This is a genomic window from Allobosea sp. LjRoot9, assembly GCF_964252745.1.
In the GTDB taxonomy this organism is placed as follows: domain Bacteria; phylum Pseudomonadota; class Alphaproteobacteria; order Rhizobiales; family Beijerinckiaceae; genus Allobosea.
Genome location: NZ_CAXUPC020000005.1, coordinates 211,853 through 232,563, shown reverse-complemented (window position 1 = coordinate 232,563; position 20,711 = coordinate 211,853). Strand labels below are relative to the sequence as shown.

Below are 20,711 nucleotides of genomic sequence, written 5' to 3'. Positions count from 1 at the left end.
AATAACAAAATATCGCCATCGAATGCGCATGCGCCATGCTGCACCGCAGGATTGCGCTGAGCCCGTCTCTGCGCCAAAGCAGCGGCCCGCTCCGGAGCCGCCTGTCGTCCGTCATGCCTTCACGAAACGCGACCCTGAACGGCATCGTTATGATGCTCATCGGCATCCTGATGTTCTCGCTCAACGACGCGATGGGGAAATGGCTGGTCGCCACCTATTCGGTCGGCCAGGTGCTGCTGTTGCGCAGCGCTGCGGGCCTCGCATTGTTGCTGCCCTTCGTCTTCAAGCAGGGCGTGATGCGCACGCTCAGGCCCGAGCGGCCGGGCCTTCAGATCCTGCGCGTGATCTTCGGCTCCGGCGAGGTCGCGCTGTTTTATCTTGCCGTCTCCTATCTGCCGCTGGCGGATACGATGACGATCTGGCTCGCGGCCCCGATCTGGGTCGTGGTGCTGGCGGCCGTCCTGCTCGGCGAGCGCGTCGACGCCGCGCGCTGGCTTGCCGCCACGGCCGGCTTCATCGGCGTCGTGATCGCGCTCAACCCGACTAGCGCGAGCCTCTCGATGCCGGCGCTGATCGCGCTCGCCGGCAGCCTCCTGTTCGCGGCGATGATGATCGCCGGGCGGCAATTGCGCGGCACGCCAGACGTCACCCTCGTCGCCTGGCAGACGCTGGGCGCACTCATCATGGGGCTTGTCCTGCTGCCCTTCGGTTGGGTCACGCCGACGCTGGCCGATGCCGCGCTTCTCGGCCTTCTCGGCATCGTCGCAATGGCGGCGCATCTTTGCGTCACGCGCTCGCTCAAGCTCGCCGAAGCCTCGGTCGTCGTGCCCTATCAGTACACGCTGATCGTCTGGGCGCTGCTCTTCGGCTGGCTCGTCTTCGGCGACTGGCCGACGCCGGCGATGCTGTTCGGCTCGGCCCTGATCGTCGCGGCCGGGCTTGCTTTGCTCCTGCTCGAACGCCGCGCGGCAACGCGGCTCGTCGCGAAGGACGTCGAAATCTCCTCCTCGCCTGACCTCAGCTCGCGATGAAGGGCACCTTCATCCGGTCCGACGACTGGACGATGTGGTGGCGCATCGCGATGGCGGCGGTCTCGCCATCGCGTCGGCTCAGGGCACGCAGGATGGCGCCGTGCTCGATGAAAGCCTCCTGCAGGCGGCTGGGCTCCAGGATTGGCGGCCGCTGGGTCCGGGTGATGATCGGCCGGTAGAGGCCGATGATGTCGCTGATGGAGCGGTTGCCCGCGATCTCCGCGATGGCCATGTGCAGCGCGAAATCACATTCCATCGCATCGAGGAAGCGGGCCTGCTCGATCGCTTCGCGCATCGCCTCGTTCAGTTGGGAGAGGCGAGCGATGTCGTCCTGCGAGGCGTGGCGCGCGGCGAGCTTCACCGTGAAGCCCTCCAGCGCGAAGCGAAGCTGGTAGATCTCGACCTCGGAGAAGCGCTGCTCGAAAGTCCAGCCCGTGAGGTCGGCCTCGGGCCGGTCGAAGCCCTCCGCGACGAAGGCGCCGCGGGCGGCCTCGATCCGGATCAGTCCCATGCCCTCCAATTGCAGGACCGCCTCGCGAACCGTCGGCCGACTCGCGCCCAGCCGCTGCGCCAATTCGCGTTGTGGCGGAAGGCGGTCGCCCGGCTTCAACCCGGTCTCGGCCATCAGGCGACGAATCTGCTGGACCAGCTGAGTGGTGACCGGCCGCCTGTCCTTCTCGACCCGCATGGTCCTCTCCCCTGCCATTCCATCATAGCCGTTGACGGCTCCGGCGACGCGTGTCAATTCGTGGCCATACCGGTAAGACCAGAGCCCGGCAGGGCAGCGTAGACCATGCGCATGGTCGCCGGCACCCTGGCGAGGACCATCATGGCTTTGATCACCTATCTCACCACCGTGAAATTCGGCTTCGGCGAAATCGCCGGCATCGAGGCCGACCTGGCCGGGCTCGGCGTCACCAGGCCGCTGATTGTCACCGACAAGGGAATCGTCGGCGCCGGATTGATTTCCGGCATCTGCGCGCACTCGCCCCTGCTCGCCACCGCCCCGGTTTTCGACGCCACGCCGACCAACCCCACCGAAAGCGCGACCCTCGCCGCTTTGGCCATCTACCGGCAGCATGGCTGCGATGGTCTCGTCGCGATCGGCGGCGGCTCACCGATCGATCTCGCCAAGGCCGTCGCCCTGCTTGCGACCCATGACGGCAAGCTCGAGACCTATGCGGCGATTCTCGGCGGCATCGGCAGGATCACGTCCGCCGTGGCTCCGGTCGTCGCGGTTCCGACGACCGCAGGCACCGGCAGCGAGGTCGGCCGCGCTGCGCTGGTGACGCTCGACGACGGGCGCAAGCTCGGCTTCATCTCGCCCCATCTGATTCCGCGGCTGGCGATCTGCGACCCCGAGTTGACGCTGGGCCTCCCCGCCTGGCTGACAGCCGCCACGGGCATGGATGCGATTACCCATTGCATCGAGACCTATCTCAGCCCGCGCGAAAATCCCCCCGCCGAGGCGATCGCGCTTGATGGCCTGAAGCGCGCGGTCGCCTTCATCGCGCGCGCGGTCAAGGACGGCTCCGACCGCGAAGCCCGCAAGGAAATGATGATGGCGGCTCTCCAGGGCGGCCTGACCTTCCAGAAGGGGCTGGGCGCGGTGCATGCGCTCTCCCACCCGCTCGGTGGCTTGAAAGAGGTCTCGCTGCACCACGGCACGCTGAACGCCGTGCTGCTGCCGGCGGTGCTGCGCTTCAACGAGCCGGATGCAAAGGCGAAATACGCCACGATCCGCGCCACGCTCGACCTGCCGGCCGAGACCGATCTTGCAGCCTGGATCGCCGATCTGGTCAGGCATCTCGGCATGCCCGGAAGCCTTTCGGAGATGGGGCTGCCGCATGGCGTGATTCCCGCCATCGCCGAGGCGGCGACCAAGGACCATTCGAGCGCGACCAACCCGCGTGCCGCCAGCGCCGCCGATTACGCCGCCATGCTGGAGGCCTCCTTCGGCTGAGAACCTCCGTCGCATACCGCACGGGCCATGTCGGCCCGTGCATCGTCGAGCACAAGGCCCGCCGACACCAAGATCAGAAGGGCCAAAAAGGGAGAAGACCGGGATGACCAACAGACGTGACATGCTGATGAGCGGGCTGGCCGGCGCAAGCGCGGCCCTCGCCACGGCGGCCGCTTCCGCCCAGACCCAGCAGCCCGCAGCAGCGGTCAGCTGGCGGATGACATCGAGCTACCCGAAGGCGCTCGACGCCGTCTTCGGAGCCGGCGAGATCTTCCTCAAGGCCGTCTCGGACATGTCGGGCGGCCGTATCCAGCTCCAGCATTTCGCCTCGGGCGAAATCGTCCCGGGCCTGCAGGCGCTCGACGCCGTGCAGAACGGCACGGTCGAGTGCTGCGACACCGCCTCCTTCTACTATGTCGGCAAGGATCCGTCCTTCGCCTTCGGCGCGGCGGTCCCCTTCGGCCTCAACACGCGCCAGCAAAACGCCTGGTTCTTTCAGGGCGGCGGGCTAGCGCTCTTCAATGAACTGCTGGCTCAGTACAATGTCATCGGCCTGCCGATCGGCAACACCAATGCCCAGATGGCCGGCTGGTTTCGCAAGGAGATCAAAACGGTCGACGATCTCAAGGGCCTCAAGATTCGGATCGGCGGCCTCGCCGGCCAGGTCATCGCAAAGCTCGGCGCCGTGCCCCAGCAGATCGCCGCCGGCGACATCTACCCGGCGCTGGAACGCGGCACCATCGATGCGGCGGAATGGGTCGGTCCCTATGACGACGAGAAGCTCGGCTTCAGCCGCGTCGCGCCCTATTATTATTACCCGGGCTGGTGGGAAGGCGCATCCGCCATCCTGTTGATGATCAACCGATCAAAGTGGAATGAACTCAGCGCCACCGACAAGGCGATCTTCGTCGCCGCCGCGCATCAGGCCAATTCGCTGACGATCACCAAATATGACGACGTCAATCCCGCTGCGATCAAGCGTCTGATCGCGTCGGGAACCCAGTTGCGGGCCTTCTCGCCCGAGATCATGGATGCCTGCGCCAAGGCGGCGAATGAACTCTACGGCGAAATCGGCGCCAAGAACCCGATGTTCAAGAAGCTGCACGACCACATGATGGCGTATCGCAACGAGCAATTGCTCTGGCAGCAGGTCGCCGAGTTCAACTACGACGCCTACCAGATCCGTTCGCGCAGCCGCCGCTGACGGGCAGCACAAAATCTCCGGGGCGCGCCGCACGCGGCCCGGAGACCGCGTTCTGCCGGCATCCCTCAATACAACCGGGTACGGTAACCCTCTTCCAGAGTCGCCTCCAACTCCGCGACTCCGATCACTTTCGTCTGCTCCGCGACGATGCGGCCAAGCGTTGGGAAGCTGCCGCGCTCGACCTGCGACGCTGGATCCCAGAGCTTCGAGCGGATCAGCGCCTTCCCGCAATGGAAGAACGCCTCCTCGACCGCGACCAGCAGGCCGATCGTCGGCGTCCGCTCCTGAACCGTCGAAGGCTCCAGCAGCGCCGGGTCGCGCGTCACCCGCGCCGGTCCGTTCACGCGCAGGGTTTCGCTGATGCCGGGAACCATGAAGATCAGGCCGACGCCGGCCGCGGAGAGGATGTTGCCGAGACTGTCGACCCGGTTGTTGCCGCGCCGGTCCGGGATGAGCAGGGTCTTGTCGTCCAGCACGCGGACGAAACCGGGCGCATCGCCGCGCGGGCTGGCATCGGCGCGTCCGGCCTCGTCCGCGCTCGCCAGCACGAGAAAGGGTGAGAGCGCGATGAAGTCGCGGCAGAACTGGTCGAGATGATTCAAGACCTTGCGTTCGGCGAGCGGAGCGACCGCTCCCATATGGCTCCGCAATTGCGCCGGATCCTCGATCCGGGTTGCGGGATCATCGAAGGTCGCGGTCATTCCATCCTCCTGCGGCACTTGACGAAGTTTCCACGAACCGGCCGGCCGCACCAGACCGGATCGAAATGCAACAGCGCATGCCCAGCAGCACTAGAGCCGGATGATTTGATATGGGATCACAGAGTGATCCCATATCAAATCTGAATCCGTCTCTCATCAAAGGGTTAGAGCAGGATCTATGCGAAAAACCGGTTCCCACTTTTTCGCATCCTGCTCTGACGCGCATGCGAGCGCCTTGACCCCGACTCCGCCGCCAGCCATCGTGCGCCATAATCTCGCCCACCTGCACGAGGCTTTGTTCCCATGCGCCGCACTATGCTGCGAACCGCCCTGCTCTCTCTCGCTTGCCTGACGGCAGTACTGCCTGCCGAGGCATCGAGCCGCCGCCATGTCGCGCCGCCCGACATCGCCGAGAACCGTGTCATCCCGATGTACGGCAACCTGCCGGCTTGCGAGGACCCTGCCGTGCTGGGCCAGCTCAGCAGCTGGTTCAACTCGCGCGAGGCCAAGTTCTGGGGGCCGCTCCAGGTCGTGACCTATGACCGCGTCAGGCCTGTCGCCTTCAGGCCCTGGGGCGACGACTTCATCCCGCGCCGCTTCTGTACCGGCCGCGTCGCGCTGAACGATGGCAGCCTGCACCGCGTCGACTATTCCGTGCGCGAGAGCCTCGGCCTGTTCGGCTACACCTGGAACGTCAACTGGTGCGTCAGCGGGCTCGACCGGCACCGCTCCTATGCGCCGGACTGCAAGATGGCGCGGCCCTGAACGGCCGACCGCGCGCCATGGCCATGCTGCGCCTCGCCGCCACACTCCTCGCCGGCCTGATTCTCTCAGGCCTGCCGGCACTGGCGCAGGGCCGCAACAACCGCGGCGCCGAGCCCGGCGATTTCGATTTCTATGTGCTGGCGCTGTCCTGGTCGCCGGGCTTCTGCGAACTCGACGGCGGCAGCGACCGCAATCGCGAGCAATGCGCCAGCGGCGCCAATCTGCGCTTCGTCGTGCACGGGCTGTGGCCGCAATATGAGCGCGGTTACCCCAGCGATTGCGGCCCGTCCGGCCGCACCCCGTCGCGAATCGCGCTCGACCAGGCGCAAGGCCTGTTCCCGAGCGAAAGCCTCGCCCGCTATGAATGGCGCAAGCACGGCACCTGCTCGGGATCGAGCCCGAGCGACTATTTCGCCGACATCCGCCGCGCCCGCGACAAGATCGCGATCCCGCCCTCCCTGGCAAAAGCCGACAGCGACCAGAGCTGGACGGCGATCGACATCGAGCGCGCCTTTGTGGCCGCCAATCCGGGCTTGCGCACCGATATGATGTCGGTCGGCTGCAAGCGCGGCGTGCTGCAGGAGGTGCGCGTCTGCTTCAGCAAGGATCTGCGCAATTTCCAGACCTGCCAGGAGGTCGACCGCTCCGGCTGCCGCACCCGCGACATCACTGTCGTCGCGCCACGCTAACTTTCTGTAGGATGAACACGTCGGCGGTTTGCTCGCCATCTATCAGCGAGCCATACGAGACCTCTTGCTGCCAGATACACTGGCATCACATAGGCAGAAAAAAGCATAATCAGAAACCACCACCCTCCAGTTTGAAAGCGGTAGAATTCGGTCGTTTGATACCGATAAAAATTCGCCAAAACTTCAGCATAGAATAAAATTAAAAGAATGATCTTGAAGACGATATGATGCCTGAGCAAAAAATAAATCACCATCGGCACCACCGCAGGCAGAAAATTCAAGAAATTCACTTGGCGAAGGCGCCCATAAAACATGTATAGGCAGTTGCCTTGGCATGAATTGCCCTGAGCAGCGAATCCATCAACGAACCATTCTGAGAGAAACCATAGCAGGTATAAGATGGCCAAAAATATTCTGATCCGGGGCGAATCCCAACGTTGTTTTGCCATCACCATCAAGACGTCCTGATACAAGCATGAACTATCGTCACGGCTTCCACGCCGGAAATTTCGCCGACGTCCTCAAGCATGTCGTGCTGACCCGCATCCTGACGCATCTGAACGCCAAGGACACGCCCTATCGCGTCGTCGACACCCATGCCGGCGCCGGCCGCTACGATCTCGGCTCGGAAGAAGCGCTGCGCACCCATGAATGGAAGGACGGCGTCGCCCGGATCGACCGTTCGCCGCTGTCGCCCGCCGTCGAAGCGCTGCTGAAGCCCTGGCGTGATGCGCTGGCGGGTGCGCGCGCGCTTTATGGCGCCGACGCCTATCCCGGGTCGCCCTGGCTTTGCCGCCACGCCATGCGCGCCGACGACCGGCTGATCGCAGCCGAACTGCACGAGCACACGCATAAGAAGCTCGCCGCCGTGCTCGGGCGCGATTCGCGCTGCAAGGCGCTGGCGATCGACGGCTGGAACGTCCTGCGCGCCAATGTGCCGCCGAAGGAACGGCGCGGCCTCGTACTGATCGACCCGCCCTTCGAGGAGAAGGACGAATTCGCGACGCTGGAGGCGGAGCTGATCGCCGCTCACCGCAAATGGCCCAATGGGATCTATGCGCTCTGGTATCCGGTCAAGGACCGCGTCGCCGTCGCCAATCTCACCAGCGCCATCCTCGCTGCGGGGATCGGGCGGCTGCTGCGCCTCGAGATCGACGTCGATCGCCCCGAAGCCGCCGGTGGCTTGAGCGCGACGGGCCTGCTCATCGTCAATCCGCCCTGGAAGCTGGCGGAGGAGGCCGCAATTTTGCTGCCTGCCTTGACCGAACGTCTCGCGCAGGGGCCGAGCCCGCGCTACCTTTGCGAGCCGATCCGTCCGGACGGCTGACCATCCCCTTCGCCTGCCTTTCTCCCACGACCAGGATACGACCGATGCTGACCTTGCGCTCCTCGCCCGCCTCTCCCTTCGGCCGCAAGGTCAAGATCGCAGCGCTCGAACTCGGCCTGATGGACACAATCGAGATCGTCGCCGCCGACACCAACGACCCGGCCGACCCGCTGCGCCAGCAGAACCCGCTCGGCAAGATCCCGACGCTCGTGCTGGAGGACGGCACCACGCTGTTCGATTCGCGCGTCATCGTCGACTATCTCGACCATCTCGCGGGCGGCGGCAAAATCATCCCGGCCGGCGAGGCTCGATTCCCGCAGCTGCGCCTGCAGGCGCTGGCCGACGGCATCTGCGATGCCGCGCTGCTGCAGGTCTATGAGACCCGCTTCCGTCCCGAGGAAGGCCGCAATGCGGCCTGGGTCGCCAATCAGGCGGGCAAGGTCTCGCGGGCGCTGATCGCCTTGGAAGTCGCGCCTCCCGCCTATCCCGACCGGCCGCGCATCGGCGAGATCGCGCTCGCCTGCGCGCTCGGCTATCTCGATCTGCGCTTCGCCGGGTCCTGGCGCCCGGACTACCCGACGCTCGTCGCCTGGCTCGACGCCTTCGCGGCAAAGGTGCCGGCCTTCGAGGCGACTCGCTTCAAGGGCTGAACGACCGTAACTCGGCGTCGCGAACGCGGCCTGTCTTCTGCTGGAAACGCGCTGTCATCCGGGATGACGGCGCGTTTTCCGTTTTAAGTCGTTTTGCACGCAGCTTGATCGTCATTGCGAGGAGCGTGAGCGACGAAGCAATCCAGGAGGGCTCGCTCTACGCCCTCTGGATTGCTTCGCTGCGCTCGCAATGACGGGGCAAGAGGTGAATGGAAAACACTCTAAATCCTCGCGCTCCAACGCGGCTTGTTGGAGCGACGCAAGCCCGAACACGACGCGCTTCAGACAACAAAAAAACCCGGTGGCCGAAGCCACCGGGTTCATCAAGCCCTGTGAGGGGATTGAGACTAGAACTTGTAGTTCAGGCCGGCGCGGACGACCGAGAAGTCGTTGCCGATCTTGGTGCCGACGCCAGCGGCGCTGAAGTAGCGCTTCTCGCCGAGGTCCGTGTAGAGATACTCGACCTTGGCGGTCAGGTTGTTGGTGAAGGCGTATTCGAGACCAGCACCGACGGTATAGCCGAAATGCGTGTTGTCGTCGGAGGTGGAGATGCCGAGACCGCTGACCGTGACCTTGTTCTGGCCATAGGCGAAACCGCCGGTGATGTACGGCAGGAAGCGGTCATAAGCGACGCCGAAGCGGGCGCGGACGGTGCCGAAGTACTCGAGCTCGCCCTTGTTGGTGCCGCCGATCAGGTTCGCGCGGCTGGACTTCATGTCCGAGTACTGCAGGTCGGTCTCGAGACCGGCAACGAACTGACCGAACTGGTAGTTGTAGCCGACCTGAGCACCACCGATGAAGCCATCGGGATCGCCGATCGTGTTGGTGACGGCGCCCTTGACGTCGTAGTTGCCGAAGCCGTAGCCGGCGTTCACACCGACGTAGAAGCCGGTCCAGGTGAAGATCGGGGCGTACACTGGAGCGACGACCGGGCCCTTGCGGGACGGCAGGTCAGCGGCGGAGGCGGCGCCGGCGGCGACGAGGCCCAGAGCCGCGACGCTCGAAAGCAGATATTTCTTCATGGTATACTCCTTAGTCGTCGCTAGTGCCGGCTTGAGGCGCGGCGGGTGAATTCGATGAACCGTATATAAGACGATGCCGCGCCTTTGTCTGTTGCGTTAGAAGCACATCAGGCTTGCAGAGCGCGGCAGAAATGCGGCACGAATGGGGATGACTACGGCAAAAGCATTAATCCAGATTAATCACTGTTAAAGCACGCTGAATAGTAAATTGAATACTAATACAGTTTTGAAACGCCCCACCCTCCCAAACGCATAACGCCGGTCTTGTCGTAAGGTTCCACTGCTTCCCGCGCAGGGCTCTCATCGACCCGCTTGCCGTATCGGCGACGCGTGCTTAAGCCGGAAACGACCAATCACAGAATGAGATACCGCGGGTGCCGCCTCTTTCGATTTTCATCATCACGCGCGACGAGGCCGATCGCATCGCACGGACAATTGAGGCGGTCCGCGCGCTGAGCGATGACATCCTCGTGGTCGATTCCGGCTCGACGGACGGCACTCAGGCCATTGCGGAGAGCCTTGGCGCGCGCGTCGTCTTCAATCCCTGGCCGGGTTACGGCCCGCAGAAGCGCTTCGCCGAGGATCTCTGCCGCCATGATTGGCTGCTCAATATCGATGCCGACGAAGTCGTGCCGGCCGATCTCGCGACCGAGATCGCAGCGCTCTTCAGCCAGGGCCAGCCGGCCGCCGACGCCTATAAGCTGCGCATCGCGGAGATCTTCCCCGGCGAGCCCGCGCCACATCGCTTCGCTTACGCGCTTTCACCGGTGCGGCTCTACCGCAAGGCGAAGGGCCGCTATTCGCCCTCCCCGGTCCATGACCGCGTCGATCTTGCGCCCGATGCCCGCGTCGCGCGGCTGAAAGGCACGGTGCATCACTATTCCGTCCGGTCGCTCGGCGAGCAGATGGACAAGCTCAACGGCTATAGCGACGCACAAGCCGACGATCTCGACCGGCGCAACGCAACCTTGTCCGTGTTCCGGCTCGTCGCCGAATTCCCCGCCAACTTCATCAAGGCCTATATCGGCCGGCGCCATGCGCTGCGCGGCGTCTACGGCTTCATGACGGCGATGAACTACGCCTTCTATCGTTACCTCCGCGTCGCCAAACATTGGGAGCGGCGGCTGCAACGTCGCGCCTCGGCCAAACCCGCGGATGGCCGCGATGGCTGAGGTCGCACTGGTCACCGGAGGCGCGAAGCGGATCGGCCGCGCCATCGTCGAGCGCTTGGCGGAGGCTGGCTATGTCGTCGCGATCCATTGCAGCAGCGCACGCGAGGAGGCGGACGCGCTTGCCGCCAGCCTGGTGGCGCGAGGCGTCCAGGCCTGCGTGATTCCCGCTGATCTCGCCGACCCCACAGCCGTCGAAGCGATCCTGCCGGCGGTAGAGGCGGTGCTCGGCCCGGTCACCCTGCTCGTCAACAACGCATCGAGCTTCCTGCTCGACGATGTCCGCACGATCGACGTGCCGACCTGGAACCGGCAGTTCTCGATCAATCTGCGCGCGCCTTCGGTGCTCGCCGGCGCAATGGCCAACCGTCTGCCCGCCGGGACAAATGGCGCGATCATCAACATCATCGACCAGCGTGTCTGGAAACTGACGCCGCAATATTATTCCTACACCCTCAGCAAAGCCGCCCTGCTGACGGCGACGCAGACCATGGCGCAGGCGCTGGCGCCGCATATCCGCGTCAACGCCGTCGGCCCCGGCCCGACCCTGCCCAATTCGCATGATGGCGCCGCGCTGATGGAAGCGGAGATCGCCGGAACCCTGCTCCGGCACAAGGTCGACGCGGCCGAGATCGCCGAGGCCGTGCTCTACCTCGCCCGGGCGCGCTCGGTGACCGGACAGATGATCGCGGTCGATGCCGGCCAGCATCTCGGCTGGCGTACGCCCGATATCGTCGGCTGATCAGGTCGGAGCATTGCTCACGCGAAAAAACGGGTGCCGGCTTTTTCGCGTGAGCAATGCTCGCGACACTTGGAAGCGCGGAACTTCGGGCCAGCGTCAGACTCGCGCGTCGGTCAGACTTGCGCGTCGGTCAGATCTGCGCGTCGTCGCGATAGGCCGCGCGCTGGCTGCTCAAGGCATCGTCCAGCAATTCGAGCCGGTCCTGCCCCCAAAACACCTCGCCATCCAGCACATAGCTCGGCGCGCCGAACACGCCGGCCGTGATGGCGCTGTTGATCGTCGCTGCATAGAGCTGAAGCACGGCCTCGCTGTCGGCAGTCTCAAGCAGGGCGGCGCCGTTGAAGCCAGCCGCATCGGCGATACCGGCGATCAGATCGCGCCGCGACAGATCCTCGTCCCGCGCCCAGACGCCGGCGAGCACCTCTCCCACGAAAACGGAAGGATCGCCCCCCGCCTCCCGAATCGCGATCACGACCCGGTCCGCCAGCGAGACGTCGAATGGGAAATGCTGCGGGTAGAGCACCAGCGGCAAGCCGCGCTTCTCGCGCCAGCGCTGGAGTTCGAGAATGCGATAGCGCTGGCGCACCGGATGACGCTTCGGCAAAGGCAGGCCGCCGGTCTCGTCGAAGACCATGCGCAGCGGCGTCGGCCTGTACACGATCTCGCAGCCATGCCGCCGCGCCATCGCGACGAAAGCGGAATGGCCGAGATAGGTCCAGGGCGAGAGCAGCGTGAAATAGTAGTCGATGGAGCGGGGCATGCTTGTTTCAACTCGTTGGAGGCAAACGAAGCTACGATCCTTCGGCACAACGAAACAAGGGCGCGCCCGATCCAGGCGCGCGCCCTTGTTGCGTCAGGGCGTTTTCGAGCGAAGTGGCTACCGGTTTCCCCGCGACAAACGCGAAGCGTTTGCGCGGAGAAAACGCGTTAAAACAAAAATCGAGAGCCATTTTCGATCCAATCGGATCGGAAATGGCTCTCGTGTCGGATAAAATCAGCCTCGGATCTTTCCAGCGACAGCCGGCCAGACCAATCGCCGCTAGCCCAGGCTCAGGCCGCCTTGTTCTTCACCGCACCGATGATGGCAGTCAGGATGGCGCCGCCAGCGCCGCCGCTGATCAGGCTCGTGAGGATGCTGCCCACGCTGAAGCCGCCGCCTTGCGCCGCCGTGGCGAGGGCTGGCAGGACGAGCGGGATGAGCTGACCGAGAACGCCGCCGCCGACAAGGCCGGAGATGGTATTGCCCAATGTGCCGAGATCGAAGGTCGGAGTGGCCTTGCCCGCCGCGTTTCCGCCGATGGCGCCGGCGACGAGGTTCATCAAGATTTGTTCCATGTTCCCCCCAAGAGACCACCCCATGTGGCGCATGGACGATGACTCCGTCTGCGGATCGATGCAACTCCCGATCGAAAGACGTAAAAAACTCGCCTTTACCGCTCAATCCAGCGTGATCGCCGAGATCAACCGGCCATAATCCTGCTCGGCGCGGTGAGTTGTGCGGCGATAGCTGAAGAAACGCTGCTCATCGCCATAGGTGCAAAGACCCAGATCGACGAATCGACCGATGCCGGCTTCCTGCGCCCGAAGCCCGATGAAGGCGGGCAGATCGAACATGGCATGGGCTGGCCGCTCGGAGGCCGCGAAGAAGCGCGCATAGGTCGGATTCGCGGCCTTGAAGCGCTCGACGAATTCGGGGCCGACCTCATAGGCCTTGGCGCTGATCGTCGGGCCGAGCACGGCCAGGATGCGCTCGCGCCTCGCCCCGAGCTTCTCCATCGCCGTCACCGTCGCGGCGACAACTCCGGTGAAGGCGCCCTTCCAGCCGGCATGCGCCGCGCCGATGACACCAGCCTCGCTGTCGGCGAAGAGGATCGGCCCGCAATCGGCGCTCGACGCCCCGAGTGCAACGCCATGGGCCGTGCTCACCATCGCATCCGCCTTGGGCCTTTCGCCCGGCCAGGGACCGGTCACGACCTCCACATCGGCGGAATGCACCTGGTAGAGGCTGATCAGATGATCGGGCGCGACCTTGAGATGGGCCGCCATGCGCGCCCTGTTCTCGGCGATGGCCGCAGGTTCGTCGGATGAGCCCATGCCGCCATTGAGCGATGCGAAGATCCCGGTCGAAACGCCGCCCTCGCGGGTGAAGAAGGCGTGGCGGATGCCGGTTTCATTGGCGAGATCGGGGGAGGTGATGAACATCGCTTGTCCGGTTTCATCTGGTAGAGCCGGATGATTTAGGATGGAATCACATAGTGATCCCGTCCTAAATCTGAATCCGTCTCTCATCTAAGAGTTGAGAGCCGGATGCGAAAAACCGGTTCCCACCTTTTCGCATCCTGCTCTCGTGCAGCGGGCTTCAGACCTGCTCTGGCAGCCGATGAAGGTCAAATCCGGGCAGCGGCGGCAGGTTCCGATGCGATAGCGACAAAACCTTGAATAATTCGCCCATGCCGGTCGCGCCCTGCTCCGTCAGGCGTTCGAAGGCAGCAGAGATCGCGGCCGCCTGGTCGCGACTGGCCTTGTGCGACAGCGCCTGCGCACGCGCCGCCAGGCCCAGCGCCAGCAGGAAATCTCGCTGGGTCGCAGGACCATGCGCCGCCGCACCGGACGACAGGCCGGCCTGCGCCACACGCGCGAAATCGACATGAACGGTGAGATCGGCCTCGCCCGGCTCGCTGAGCGGCGGCGTGAAGGCGTGGCGCTTCATCGCCTGGAGCGTGTCGCCAAAGCCGGACCGGGCTGAGCCATAATCGATCAGCAGCGCCACCCCGCCGGCCTCGGCAAGGTGACGGGCAAGCACTGCGACGATATCGAGCGCCACAAGCGGCTGCTCGAGGAGCGCCCCCTGTGGCGCAGCCAGCGACAGCCCGGCATCGACTGCAGCCAGGCCAAAGCCCAGCTCACCCGCGGCATCGAGCCCGACCAAGCGCTCGCGCCAGCCCTGCGGCGTCATCACGAACTGGTCGAGCGGCAGCGCGTCGAGGAATTCATTGGCGAGGACGAGCACCGGGCCGTTCAGCGCAGTCGCGATGCCGTCATGCCAGACCGGCGCGGCCTGCCCTGCCAGTGCCAGTGCCTGCACGGCGCGCAGCGCCGGGCTGGTCTCGACGAGATGGACAGAGACAGCCTCGCGAAAGCCGGGAACGATTTTCGTCGCACGCAGGACATCGGCCATCAGCGTGCCGCGCCCCGGCCCGAGCTCGATCAATCGCAGCGAGGCTGGCGCGCCCATCGCCTGCCAGGCATGCGCGGCCCAGAGTCCGATCAATTCGCCGAACATCTGGCTGATCTCGGGCGCAGTGGTGAAATCCCCCTGCGCGCCGAAGGGATCGCGCTTCATATAGTAGCCATGACGCGGGTGGCCGAGGCAGAGCGCCATGTAGCGCGAGACGCTGATCGGCCCCTCCTCGCGGATCAGGCCGACAAGCTCGGCCTTGAGCGCACTCACGCGCTGGAGCCGGATTCGGACATCTGCTGGGGGCGCCTTGCCCGCAGCACCAGCACGAGCCCGGCGAGGAAGAGCGGCAGCGAAAGCAGCATGCCCATGGTGACGCCGCCACTCAGCGCGTCGACATTGCCGCCGAACAGGAAGCCGAGCTGCGGGTCAGGCTCGCGGAAGAACTCGCAGACGACGCGCGCGACCGCATAGCCCATGCCGAAGACGCCGGCGACCAGCCCCGGCCGCTTGAGGCCGCCGAGGCGCACGACGAGCCCGAGCAGCACAAACAGCAGCAATCCCTCGCCAAAAGCCTCGTAGAGCTGGCTCGGATGGCGCGGCAACGGCCCGGCATTGGGGAAGACCATGCCCCAGGGCAGCCCGGGCGCCGGCCGGCCCCAGAGCTCGGCATTGATGAAATTGGCGATCCGGCCGAGGAACAAACCGATCGGCACGACAGCAGCGGCAAGGTCGAACATCGCCAGCACCGGATAGCCGCGCCGCTTCGCGAACAGCCACAGGCCGGTCGCCGCTCCGAGCAGCCCGCCATGGAAGGACATGCCGCCCTGCCAGATCGCGATGATGTCCTGCGGGCGAGCGAGGTAGCGCTGCAGGTCATAGAACAGCACGAAGCCGAGCCGCCCGCCGAGCACGACGCCCAGCGCCACGAACAAGATCATGTCGTCGAGCTCTTCCGGCTTCGGCCGCGACCGCCCGGCCCAGAGCGGATCAGCCGAGACCAGCCGGCGCGAATACCACCAGCCGCCGAGCAGGCCCGCGACATAAGCAAGCCCGTACCATTTCACCGAAAGCGGGCCGATCGACAGCGCAACCGGGTCGATCACCGGGAAGGGAATGGCGAAGACGGGCATGGGCAAAGGGTCCGGTGGCGATGCGGATGTTGATGGCCATCCGAATGAGGCAGGGTCAAGGGGGCCGCGCCCCGGATAGTGGGATCGACGATGCAATCATTGATGCTATAATGATAGCATTGATATCATCGGAAAGGATGCTGGCAATGCCATCCGTCACCATTCGCCAGCTCTCGGCGGAAACCCATCGGGCGCTGAAACTGCGGGCGGCTCATCACGGCCGCAGCACGGAAGCTGAGATTCGCGCGATCCTCGATACCGCCGTAAAGCCCGAGACGAGCGTTCGGCTAGGTTCGCTTCTCGCCGAGATCGGCCAGGCAAGCGGCGGGGGCGAACTCGACATCATCCGCGATAAAGCGATTTCCGAGCCGATGCGCTTCGAATGATCTTGCTCGACACCAACGTCGTCTCCGAGCCGCTCAGGGCAAACCCTGACCCGGCCGTGCTGCGCTGGCTCGATGCACAGACCATCGAGACGCTCTGCCTGTCGGCGATCGGGCTCGCGGAGCTCCTGTTCGGGATCGCGGCGCTTCCCGATGGGCAGCGCAGGAGCCAGCTTCAGACACGGTTGGAGCGGGACGTATTGCCTCTGTTCGAGGGCCGCATTCTGGCTTTCGACATCGCAGCCGCAAGCGCCTACGCATCCCTACACGCAAAGGCGCGCGCGGACGGCAAGGCGATCGCCACAGTCGATGGCTACATCGCGGCGATCGCAGCGGCCAACCGACTGACCGTAGCAACGCGTGACACGAGCCCCTTCGAAGCAGCTGGCGTGCCTGTCATCAATCCGTGGACGATATGACGATCGCTCGAGAGATGTCTCGTCGGGCAGCTCTCAAATTTTGACGATCAGCTTGCCGAAATTCTTGCCCTCGAGCAGGCCGATGAAGGCCTCGGGCGCATTGGCCAGCCCCTCGACGATGTCCTCCTTGTATTTCAGCGCGCCTTCCGCGATCCAACGCGGCATCTCCTGTTCGAAGGCCGGGCGCTGCGCGACGAATTCACGTTGGATGAAGCCACGGATCGTCAGGCTCTTGGACAGCACCTGGCGCATGACGACCGGCAGCCGGTCGGGTCCCTCGAAATCGCCCTCGCTGTTATATTGGGCGACGAGGCCGCAGACCGGAATCCGCGCAAAGCTGTTCAGCAGCGGGAAGACGGCGTCCCAGACCTTGCCGCCGACATTCTCGAAATAAACGTCGATGCCGTCGGGACAGGCCGCCGCCAGTTTCTCCGCAAAATCGGGAGCGCCATGATCGATGACGGCGTCGAAGCCGAAGGTTTCGCGGACAAAGGCGCATTTCTTCTCGCCGCCAGCGATCCCCACGGCGCGCGCGCCCTTGATCCGGGCGATCTGGCCGACGGCCGAGCCAACCGGCCCGCTGGCCGCCGCCACGACCACGGTCTCGCCGGACTTGGGCTGGCCGATCGTCAAAAGGCCGGCATAGGCGGTGAAACCCGGCATGCCGAGCACGCCCAGCGCCGTGGTGACGGGCGCCACAGTGGGATCAAGCTTGCGCAGATGGGCCCCGCCAGCCACCGCATGGGACTGCCAGCCGGAATGGGAGAGCACGATATCGCCGGGCTTGAAGCCGGGATGGCGGCTCTCCAGCACCTCCGCAACCGTGCCGCCTTCCATCACCTGGCCGATCTCGACCGGCGCGGCATAAGATTTCGCGGCGCTCATCCGCCCGCGCATATAGGGATCGAGCGAGAGATAGAGGATACGCAGCAGCACCTGCCCCTCGGCCGGGCTCGGGCAAGCGACGCTCTCAAGCCTGAAATTGCCGGGCGTCGGCCGGCCGGCGGGGCGGGAGGCGAGCACGATGCGCCGGCTATCCTCTGCGGTCATGATCGATCTCCCATCCTTCGGCGCAAACCGTAGCGTTCGACGTCGCAACGATGCCGGTTTCCTCTAAGCTCGGCACAACAGGGCCGGAACGCAAGACACTCCGGAACGCAACACTCCCGAACGCAAGATTCCCCGAACGCAAGACTTCGGAGCCGCCCCATGAAACGAGAAGTCATTCGCGTCGAACCGTTCTCGAGCTGGGGCGAGCGCCTGAAGGTGCCGGTCTCGACACTGGTCCGCCATGGCGACACGCTCTATCTCTCGGGCATTCCGCCCTTCGATCCAGCGACCGGCGCGATCGTCCAGGCATCGATCGAACGCCAGACCGAGATCGTGTTGGAGCAGATGAAACTCTGTCTCGAAACCGCCGGTTCGTCGCTGGAGAATGTGCTGAAATGCAATGTCTATTGCACCTCCGTCGAACAGTTCGCGGCCGTGAACGCGGTCTATGCGCGCTATTTCCCCAAGGACCCGCCGGCTCGCATCTTTCTTTGCGTGCCGGCATGGTTCGGCCCGTTCGACATCGAGATCGACTGCATCGCGGCGGCGTGAGCGCATCGTCGCCAGACCATCGATCTTCGAGACCGACCGGCACGGCACAGGATTGCGGCACTTGCACTCCGGCACTTGCACTCGGGACTTGCACTCGGGACTTGCACTCAGGCAGAGCTCAGCGATAGCCGAGCGCCGTGAACTGTTCCTTGAACCACCAGAATCCGGCCGCGGTCGCCACTGCGACGAGCACGAACATGAACCAGCCGGTCGCGGTCAGGTTCTGATGCGAGGCGTCCCGGTATTTGAGCCTCTCGCCGAACAGGACGAAAGCCAGTCCGCAAATGACGCAGAGCGGTACGACCGCGAAGATCTTGAGGAAATACCGTACTTCCGGCGCGCCTTGCCGAGCTTCCTGAAGCGGTCCCAGGACGAAGTACCAGCCCAGGCCCAGCCCGAGTGCGATAAGGACAAGGCCACCCAGCCGCGCCTTGAGATCTTGCCACATGAGCCGAGCTTTCCGCTTGTTCTCGAAGCTGAGGAATCGACCGGCCTTGTATCGACCAATGACAGCGGAGAGGATCCTCGCGTACCTCTTTGGCGTTCCGAGCCAGGCGGCCAGCCCGGTATCGACTTCTGGGACGGCCGGTGCCTCAATGCAATCTCTCGAAGGGTCAACCGCCGGGATCGAGAATCGCACGCTCCTGACATGACGAAACCCGCATCACGTCCTACATGCGTGGCATGAATCGCGAACGTCCAGACGACCTGCCGGATGCCGAGATGGAGGATGAGGAGGAAAGCCTCCCGCTTCCCGTCCCTGCGGCTGATCTCACAGAGGCAACTCCCGGCGCGCTGAAGCACGGCATCGAGGTGATCGCCGGTTTCGCCAGGCATCTGCCGGGCAAGCCCGGCGTCTACCGCATGTTCGATCGTGCGGGCGAGGTGCTCTATGTCGGCAAGGCCAAGAACCTGAAGAACCGGGTCACGGCCTATGCCCGCGGCATGGCCCACACCAACGCCGTCGCACGCATGATCGCCGAGACGGCGAATATGGAGTTCGTTACCACCGGCACCGAAGCCGAGGCGCTGCTGCTCGAATCCAACCTGATCAAGCAGCTGCGGCCGCGCTACAACGTGCTGCTGCGCGACGACAAGTCGTTCCCCTATATCCTGCTCAGTGGCGACCACGAGGCGCCGCAGATCGCCAAGCATCGCGGCTCGCGCCAGCGCAAGGGCGATTATTTCGGCCCCTTCGCCTCGGTCTGGGCGGTGACGCGTACCATCGATGCGTTGCAGAAGGCCTTCCTGCTGCGCTCCTGCACCGACTCATTCTACGAGAACCGCACCCGGCCCTGCCTGCTTTTCCAGATCAAGCGCTGTTCCGGCCCCTGCACCGGAGAGATCTCGATCCCCGACTATCAGGGCCTCGCCAGCCAGGCCCGCGATTTCCTGTCGGGGCGCTCATCGACCGTGAAGCAGACCTTGTCCGCCCGCATGCAGGAGGCGGCCGAGGAGCTCGAATTCGAGAAGGCGGCGCGCTATCGCGACAGGCTCGCGGCACTCTCGGCCGTGCAGGCCGGGCAGGACATCAATACGCAAGACGTAGAGGAGGCGGATGTCTTCGCCATCGACGAGCAGGCCGGGCAGTTCTGCGTCGAAATCTTCTTCTTCCGCAACCACCAGAACTGGGGCAACCGGGCGCTGTTCCCGCGCGCCGACAAGAGCCTGACCCCGGCAGAGGTCCTGGCCTCGGTGGTCAGCCAGTTCTACGACGACAAGCCGCCGCCGCGCCTCGTGCTGCTCTCCCATCCTGTCGAAGAGATCGAGCTGATCGCGCAGGCGCTCTCGACCCGCGCCAACCGCAAGGTCGAGGTCACGGCACCCAAGCGCGGCGAGAAATACGATCTCGTCGCCCATGCCCAGAAGAACGCTCGCGAGGCACTCTCCCGCAAGCTCGCCGACAATGCCGGCCAGCAATCGCTGCTGGCGGCGCTGGGGGCCGCCTTCGGCATGGAGAAGCCGCCGCGCCGCGTCGAGGTCTACGACAACTCGCACATCATGGGCACCAATGCGGTCGGCGGCATGGTCGTCGCCGGCAAGGACGGCTTCATGAAGAGCCACTACCGCACCTTCAACATCTCGACGGACACCATCGCGGGCGACGATTTCGGCATGATGCGGGAGGTGCTGCAGCGACGGTTCGCGCGGTTGGCGAAGGAGAGCGGAGGAGCCGGCCCGGCCACCGAAGAGGGAGATGTCGGGGGGGCGAGTCCCTCTCCCGCTACCAATTCCCCGACTGTCTTGGAGCCCGAAAGCGACGCCGCCTTCCCCTCCCGGCCCGACCTCGTCATCGTCGACGGCGGCAAGGGGCAGTTCGAGGCGGCGCGTAAAATCATGGCCGAGCTCGGCGCAACCGACATTCCCCTCGTCGCCATCGCCAAGGGCGCCGACCGCAATGCCATGCGCGAGACCTTCTTCATGGCCGGCCGCGAGCCCTTCAAGCTGCCGCCGCGCGATCCGGCGCTCTATTTCATCCAGCGGCTGCGCGACGAGGCGCACCGTTTCGCCATCGGCACCCACAGGGCCAAGCGCAAGCGCGACACGATGACGAACCCGCTCGACGAGATTCCCGGCATCGGCCCCTCGCGCAAACGCGCGCTGCTGCTGCATTTCGGCACCGTGAAGGCGATCCAACGCGCCAAGCTCGACGACCTGATGCGCACGCCCGGCGTCAACGCCGCCACCGCCAAGGCCGTGCACGACCATTTTCACGAGCACTGACGGCGCGTC

The 20,711-nt window shown here is 64.9% G+C and carries 24 protein-coding genes; 13 read left to right on the top strand and 11 right to left on the bottom strand.

Going from position 1 to position 20,711, the window contains the following annotated elements; genetic code table 11:
* Positions 1-113: 113 nt before the first annotated feature.
* A complete protein-coding gene (locus tag ACSQ3P_RS20880; protein ID WP_436167403.1) occupies positions 114-1,031 on the top strand; it encodes a DMT family transporter in 918 nt (305 codons plus the stop codon).
* On the opposite strand, the gene ACSQ3P_RS20875 is transcribed toward ACSQ3P_RS20880, so the two are convergent.
* Positions 1,018-1,719: a FadR/GntR family transcriptional regulator gene (locus ACSQ3P_RS20875; protein ID WP_436167402.1), complete on the bottom strand. Its 702-nt coding sequence runs from the start codon at positions 1,717-1,719 to the stop codon at positions 1,018-1,020. The two genes, ACSQ3P_RS20880 and ACSQ3P_RS20875, sit on opposite strands and share 14 nt — an antisense overlap.
* Before the next feature lie 141 nt (positions 1,720-1,860).
* On the opposite strand from ACSQ3P_RS20875, the gene ACSQ3P_RS20870 reads away from it, so the two are divergent.
* Positions 1,861-2,994 (top strand): iron-containing alcohol dehydrogenase, encoded by a 1,134-nt coding sequence (locus ACSQ3P_RS20870; protein WP_436167401.1) that lies wholly within the window; start codon positions 1,861-1,863, stop codon positions 2,992-2,994.
* A 103-nt stretch (positions 2,995-3,097) separates the two neighbouring features.
* Positions 3,098-4,198, top strand: a complete 1,101-nt coding sequence (locus tag ACSQ3P_RS20865; protein ID WP_436167400.1) for a TRAP transporter substrate-binding protein — start codon at positions 3,098-3,100, stop codon at positions 4,196-4,198.
* 65 nt (positions 4,199-4,263) lie between these two features.
* Here the strand turns inward: ACSQ3P_RS20865 and ACSQ3P_RS20860 are convergent, their stop codons facing one another.
* Positions 4,264-4,899, bottom strand: a complete 636-nt coding sequence (locus ACSQ3P_RS20860; RefSeq protein WP_436167399.1) for a pyridoxamine 5'-phosphate oxidase family protein — start codon at positions 4,897-4,899, stop codon at positions 4,264-4,266.
* A gap of 303 nt (positions 4,900-5,202) precedes the next feature.
* Here ACSQ3P_RS20860 and ACSQ3P_RS20855 point away from each other — a divergent pair, with 303 nt between their 5' ends.
* Positions 5,203-5,664 (top strand): hypothetical protein, encoded by a 462-nt coding sequence (locus ACSQ3P_RS20855; protein ID WP_436167398.1) that lies wholly within the window; start codon positions 5,203-5,205, stop codon positions 5,662-5,664.
* 17 nt (positions 5,665-5,681) lie between these two features.
* A complete protein-coding gene (locus ACSQ3P_RS20850) occupies positions 5,682-6,353 on the top strand; it encodes a ribonuclease T2 family protein (RefSeq protein ID WP_436167397.1) in 672 nt (223 codons plus the stop codon).
* On the opposite strand, the gene ACSQ3P_RS20845 is transcribed toward ACSQ3P_RS20850, so the two are convergent.
* Positions 6,350-6,826 carry a hypothetical protein gene (locus ACSQ3P_RS20845; protein ID WP_436167396.1) on the bottom strand — a complete coding sequence of 159 codons (477 nt, stop codon included), beginning with the start codon at positions 6,824-6,826 and terminating at the stop codon, positions 6,350-6,352. The two genes, ACSQ3P_RS20850 and ACSQ3P_RS20845, sit on opposite strands and share 4 nt — an antisense overlap.
* Positions 6,827-6,828: 2 nt before the next feature.
* Here ACSQ3P_RS20845 and ACSQ3P_RS20840 point away from each other — a divergent pair, with 2 nt between their 5' ends.
* Positions 6,829-7,680 (top strand): 23S rRNA (adenine(2030)-N(6))-methyltransferase RlmJ, encoded by an 852-nt coding sequence (locus ACSQ3P_RS20840; protein WP_436167395.1) that lies wholly within the window; start codon positions 6,829-6,831, stop codon positions 7,678-7,680.
* Between the two features lie 44 nt (positions 7,681-7,724).
* The gene (locus tag ACSQ3P_RS20835; protein ID WP_436167394.1) at positions 7,725-8,330 is read left to right on the top strand and encodes a glutathione S-transferase family protein; all 606 of its coding nucleotides are present in this window, start codon (positions 7,725-7,727) and stop codon (positions 8,328-8,330) included.
* Between the two features lie 347 nt (positions 8,331-8,677).
* Here the strand turns inward: ACSQ3P_RS20835 and ACSQ3P_RS20830 are convergent, their stop codons facing one another.
* On the bottom strand, positions 8,678-9,352 hold the full coding sequence (locus tag ACSQ3P_RS20830; protein ID WP_436167393.1) for an outer membrane protein: 675 nt from the start codon (positions 9,350-9,352) through the stop codon (positions 8,678-8,680).
* Positions 9,353-9,726: 374 nt separating this feature from the next.
* Here ACSQ3P_RS20830 and ACSQ3P_RS20825 point away from each other — a divergent pair, with 374 nt between their 5' ends.
* Together ACSQ3P_RS20825 and ACSQ3P_RS20820 are read left to right on the top strand one after the other, a co-directional pair.
* Positions 9,727-10,524 carry a glycosyltransferase family 2 protein gene (locus tag ACSQ3P_RS20825; protein ID WP_436167392.1) on the top strand — a complete coding sequence of 266 codons (798 nt, stop codon included), beginning with the start codon at positions 9,727-9,729 and terminating at the stop codon, positions 10,522-10,524.
* Positions 10,517-11,263 carry an SDR family oxidoreductase gene (locus tag ACSQ3P_RS20820; protein ID WP_436167391.1) on the top strand — a complete coding sequence of 249 codons (747 nt, stop codon included), beginning with the start codon at positions 10,517-10,519 and terminating at the stop codon, positions 11,261-11,263. The genes ACSQ3P_RS20825 and ACSQ3P_RS20820 overlap by 8 nt, the downstream gene beginning before the upstream one ends.
* A gap of 130 nt (positions 11,264-11,393) precedes the next feature.
* Here the strand turns inward: ACSQ3P_RS20820 and ACSQ3P_RS20815 are convergent, their stop codons facing one another.
* The 5 genes from ACSQ3P_RS20815 to lgt form a co-directional block, all read right to left on the bottom strand.
* Positions 11,394-12,023, bottom strand: a complete 630-nt coding sequence (locus ACSQ3P_RS20815) for a 2-hydroxychromene-2-carboxylate isomerase (RefSeq protein WP_436167390.1) — start codon at positions 12,021-12,023, stop codon at positions 11,394-11,396.
* A gap of 290 nt (positions 12,024-12,313) precedes the next feature.
* On the bottom strand, positions 12,314-12,583 hold the full coding sequence (locus ACSQ3P_RS20810; RefSeq protein ID WP_436167389.1) for a hypothetical protein: 270 nt from the start codon (positions 12,581-12,583) through the stop codon (positions 12,314-12,316).
* Between the two features lie 117 nt (positions 12,584-12,700).
* Positions 12,701-13,465, bottom strand: coding sequence for a peptidoglycan editing factor PgeF (gene pgeF, locus ACSQ3P_RS20805; protein WP_436167388.1), 765 nt, complete (start codon positions 13,463-13,465; stop codon positions 12,701-12,703).
* A gap of 157 nt (positions 13,466-13,622) precedes the next feature.
* The gene (locus ACSQ3P_RS20800) at positions 13,623-14,714 is read right to left on the bottom strand and encodes a class I SAM-dependent methyltransferase (protein ID WP_436167387.1); all 1,092 of its coding nucleotides are present in this window, start codon (positions 14,712-14,714) and stop codon (positions 13,623-13,625) included.
* Positions 14,711-15,574, bottom strand: coding sequence for a prolipoprotein diacylglyceryl transferase (lgt, locus tag ACSQ3P_RS20795; RefSeq protein ID WP_436167386.1), 864 nt, complete (start codon positions 15,572-15,574; stop codon positions 14,711-14,713). The genes ACSQ3P_RS20800 and lgt overlap by 4 nt, the downstream gene beginning before the upstream one ends.
* Before the next feature lie 146 nt (positions 15,575-15,720).
* Between lgt and ACSQ3P_RS20790 the strand changes: the two genes are divergently transcribed.
* Complete coding sequence (locus tag ACSQ3P_RS20790) at positions 15,721-15,960, top strand: FitA-like ribbon-helix-helix domain-containing protein (protein ID WP_436167520.1); 240 nt, start codon at positions 15,721-15,723, stop codon at positions 15,958-15,960.
* Positions 15,957-16,376 (top strand): type II toxin-antitoxin system VapC family toxin, encoded by a 420-nt coding sequence (locus ACSQ3P_RS20785; RefSeq protein ID WP_436167385.1) that lies wholly within the window; start codon positions 15,957-15,959, stop codon positions 16,374-16,376. Before ACSQ3P_RS20790 ends, ACSQ3P_RS20785 begins: the two co-directional genes overlap by 4 nt.
* 33 nt (positions 16,377-16,409) lie before the next feature.
* On the opposite strand, the gene ACSQ3P_RS20780 is transcribed toward ACSQ3P_RS20785, so the two are convergent.
* The gene (locus ACSQ3P_RS20780) at positions 16,410-17,426 is read right to left on the bottom strand and encodes an NADP-dependent oxidoreductase (protein ID WP_436167384.1); all 1,017 of its coding nucleotides are present in this window, start codon (positions 17,424-17,426) and stop codon (positions 16,410-16,412) included.
* Positions 17,427-17,585: 159 nt separating this feature from the next.
* Between ACSQ3P_RS20780 and ACSQ3P_RS20775 the strand changes: the two genes are divergently transcribed.
* On the top strand, positions 17,586-17,978 hold the full coding sequence (locus ACSQ3P_RS20775; RefSeq protein ID WP_436167383.1) for a RidA family protein: 393 nt from the start codon (positions 17,586-17,588) through the stop codon (positions 17,976-17,978).
* Between the two features lie 118 nt (positions 17,979-18,096).
* On the opposite strand, the gene ACSQ3P_RS20770 is transcribed toward ACSQ3P_RS20775, so the two are convergent.
* Positions 18,097-18,426: a hypothetical protein gene (locus tag ACSQ3P_RS20770; RefSeq protein ID WP_436167382.1), complete on the bottom strand. Its 330-nt coding sequence runs from the start codon at positions 18,424-18,426 to the stop codon at positions 18,097-18,099.
* A gap of 227 nt (positions 18,427-18,653) precedes the next feature.
* Here ACSQ3P_RS20770 and uvrC point away from each other — a divergent pair, with 227 nt between their 5' ends.
* Complete coding sequence (gene uvrC, locus ACSQ3P_RS20765) at positions 18,654-20,702, top strand: excinuclease ABC subunit UvrC (RefSeq protein WP_436167381.1); 2,049 nt, start codon at positions 18,654-18,656, stop codon at positions 20,700-20,702.
* The last annotated feature ends 9 nt before the right edge of the window (positions 20,703-20,711 follow it).

What these genes read in the sequence shown, in the direction of transcription:
- ACSQ3P_RS20880 (WP_436167403.1), top strand. Translation starts at nt 114, where the DNA reads ATGCCTTCACGAAACGCGACCCTGAACGGCATCGTTATGATGCTCATC.
- ACSQ3P_RS20875 (WP_436167402.1), bottom strand. Translation starts at nt 1,719, where the DNA reads ATGCGGGTCGAGAAGGACAGGCGGCCGGTCACCACTCAGCTGGTCCAG.
- ACSQ3P_RS20870 (WP_436167401.1), top strand. Translation starts at nt 1,861, where the DNA reads ATGGCTTTGATCACCTATCTCACCACCGTGAAATTCGGCTTCGGCGAA.
- ACSQ3P_RS20865 (WP_436167400.1), top strand. Translation starts at nt 3,098, where the DNA reads ATGACCAACAGACGTGACATGCTGATGAGCGGGCTGGCCGGCGCAAGC.
- ACSQ3P_RS20860 (WP_436167399.1), bottom strand. Translation starts at nt 4,899, where the DNA reads ATGACCGCGACCTTCGATGATCCCGCAACCCGGATCGAGGATCCGGCG.
- ACSQ3P_RS20855 (WP_436167398.1), top strand. Translation starts at nt 5,203, where the DNA reads ATGCGCCGCACTATGCTGCGAACCGCCCTGCTCTCTCTCGCTTGCCTG.
- ACSQ3P_RS20850 (WP_436167397.1), top strand. Translation starts at nt 5,682, where the DNA reads ATGGCCATGCTGCGCCTCGCCGCCACACTCCTCGCCGGCCTGATTCTC.
- ACSQ3P_RS20840 (WP_436167395.1), top strand. Translation starts at nt 6,829, where the DNA reads ATGAACTATCGTCACGGCTTCCACGCCGGAAATTTCGCCGACGTCCTC.
- ACSQ3P_RS20835 (WP_436167394.1), top strand. Translation starts at nt 7,725, where the DNA reads ATGCTGACCTTGCGCTCCTCGCCCGCCTCTCCCTTCGGCCGCAAGGTC.
- ACSQ3P_RS20830 (WP_436167393.1), bottom strand. Translation starts at nt 9,352, where the DNA reads ATGAAGAAATATCTGCTTTCGAGCGTCGCGGCTCTGGGCCTCGTCGCC.
- ACSQ3P_RS20820 (WP_436167391.1), top strand. Translation starts at nt 10,517, where the DNA reads ATGGCTGAGGTCGCACTGGTCACCGGAGGCGCGAAGCGGATCGGCCGC.
- ACSQ3P_RS20815 (WP_436167390.1), bottom strand. Translation starts at nt 12,023, where the DNA reads ATGCCCCGCTCCATCGACTACTATTTCACGCTGCTCTCGCCCTGGACC.
- ACSQ3P_RS20810 (WP_436167389.1), bottom strand. Translation starts at nt 12,583, where the DNA reads ATGAACCTCGTCGCCGGCGCCATCGGCGGAAACGCGGCGGGCAAGGCC.
- pgeF (WP_436167388.1), bottom strand. Translation starts at nt 13,465, where the DNA reads ATGTTCATCACCTCCCCCGATCTCGCCAATGAAACCGGCATCCGCCAC.
- lgt (WP_436167386.1), bottom strand. Translation starts at nt 15,574, where the DNA reads ATGCCCGTCTTCGCCATTCCCTTCCCGGTGATCGACCCGGTTGCGCTG.
- ACSQ3P_RS20790 (WP_436167520.1), top strand. Translation starts at nt 15,721, where the DNA reads ATGCCATCCGTCACCATTCGCCAGCTCTCGGCGGAAACCCATCGGGCG.
- ACSQ3P_RS20785 (WP_436167385.1), top strand. Translation starts at nt 15,957, where the DNA reads ATGATCTTGCTCGACACCAACGTCGTCTCCGAGCCGCTCAGGGCAAAC.
- ACSQ3P_RS20780 (WP_436167384.1), bottom strand. Translation starts at nt 17,426, where the DNA reads ATGACCGCAGAGGATAGCCGGCGCATCGTGCTCGCCTCCCGCCCCGCC.
- ACSQ3P_RS20775 (WP_436167383.1), top strand. Translation starts at nt 17,586, where the DNA reads ATGAAACGAGAAGTCATTCGCGTCGAACCGTTCTCGAGCTGGGGCGAG.
- ACSQ3P_RS20770 (WP_436167382.1), bottom strand. Translation starts at nt 18,426, where the DNA reads ATGTGGCAAGATCTCAAGGCGCGGCTGGGTGGCCTTGTCCTTATCGCA.
- uvrC (WP_436167381.1), top strand. Translation starts at nt 18,654, where the DNA reads ATGCGTGGCATGAATCGCGAACGTCCAGACGACCTGCCGGATGCCGAG.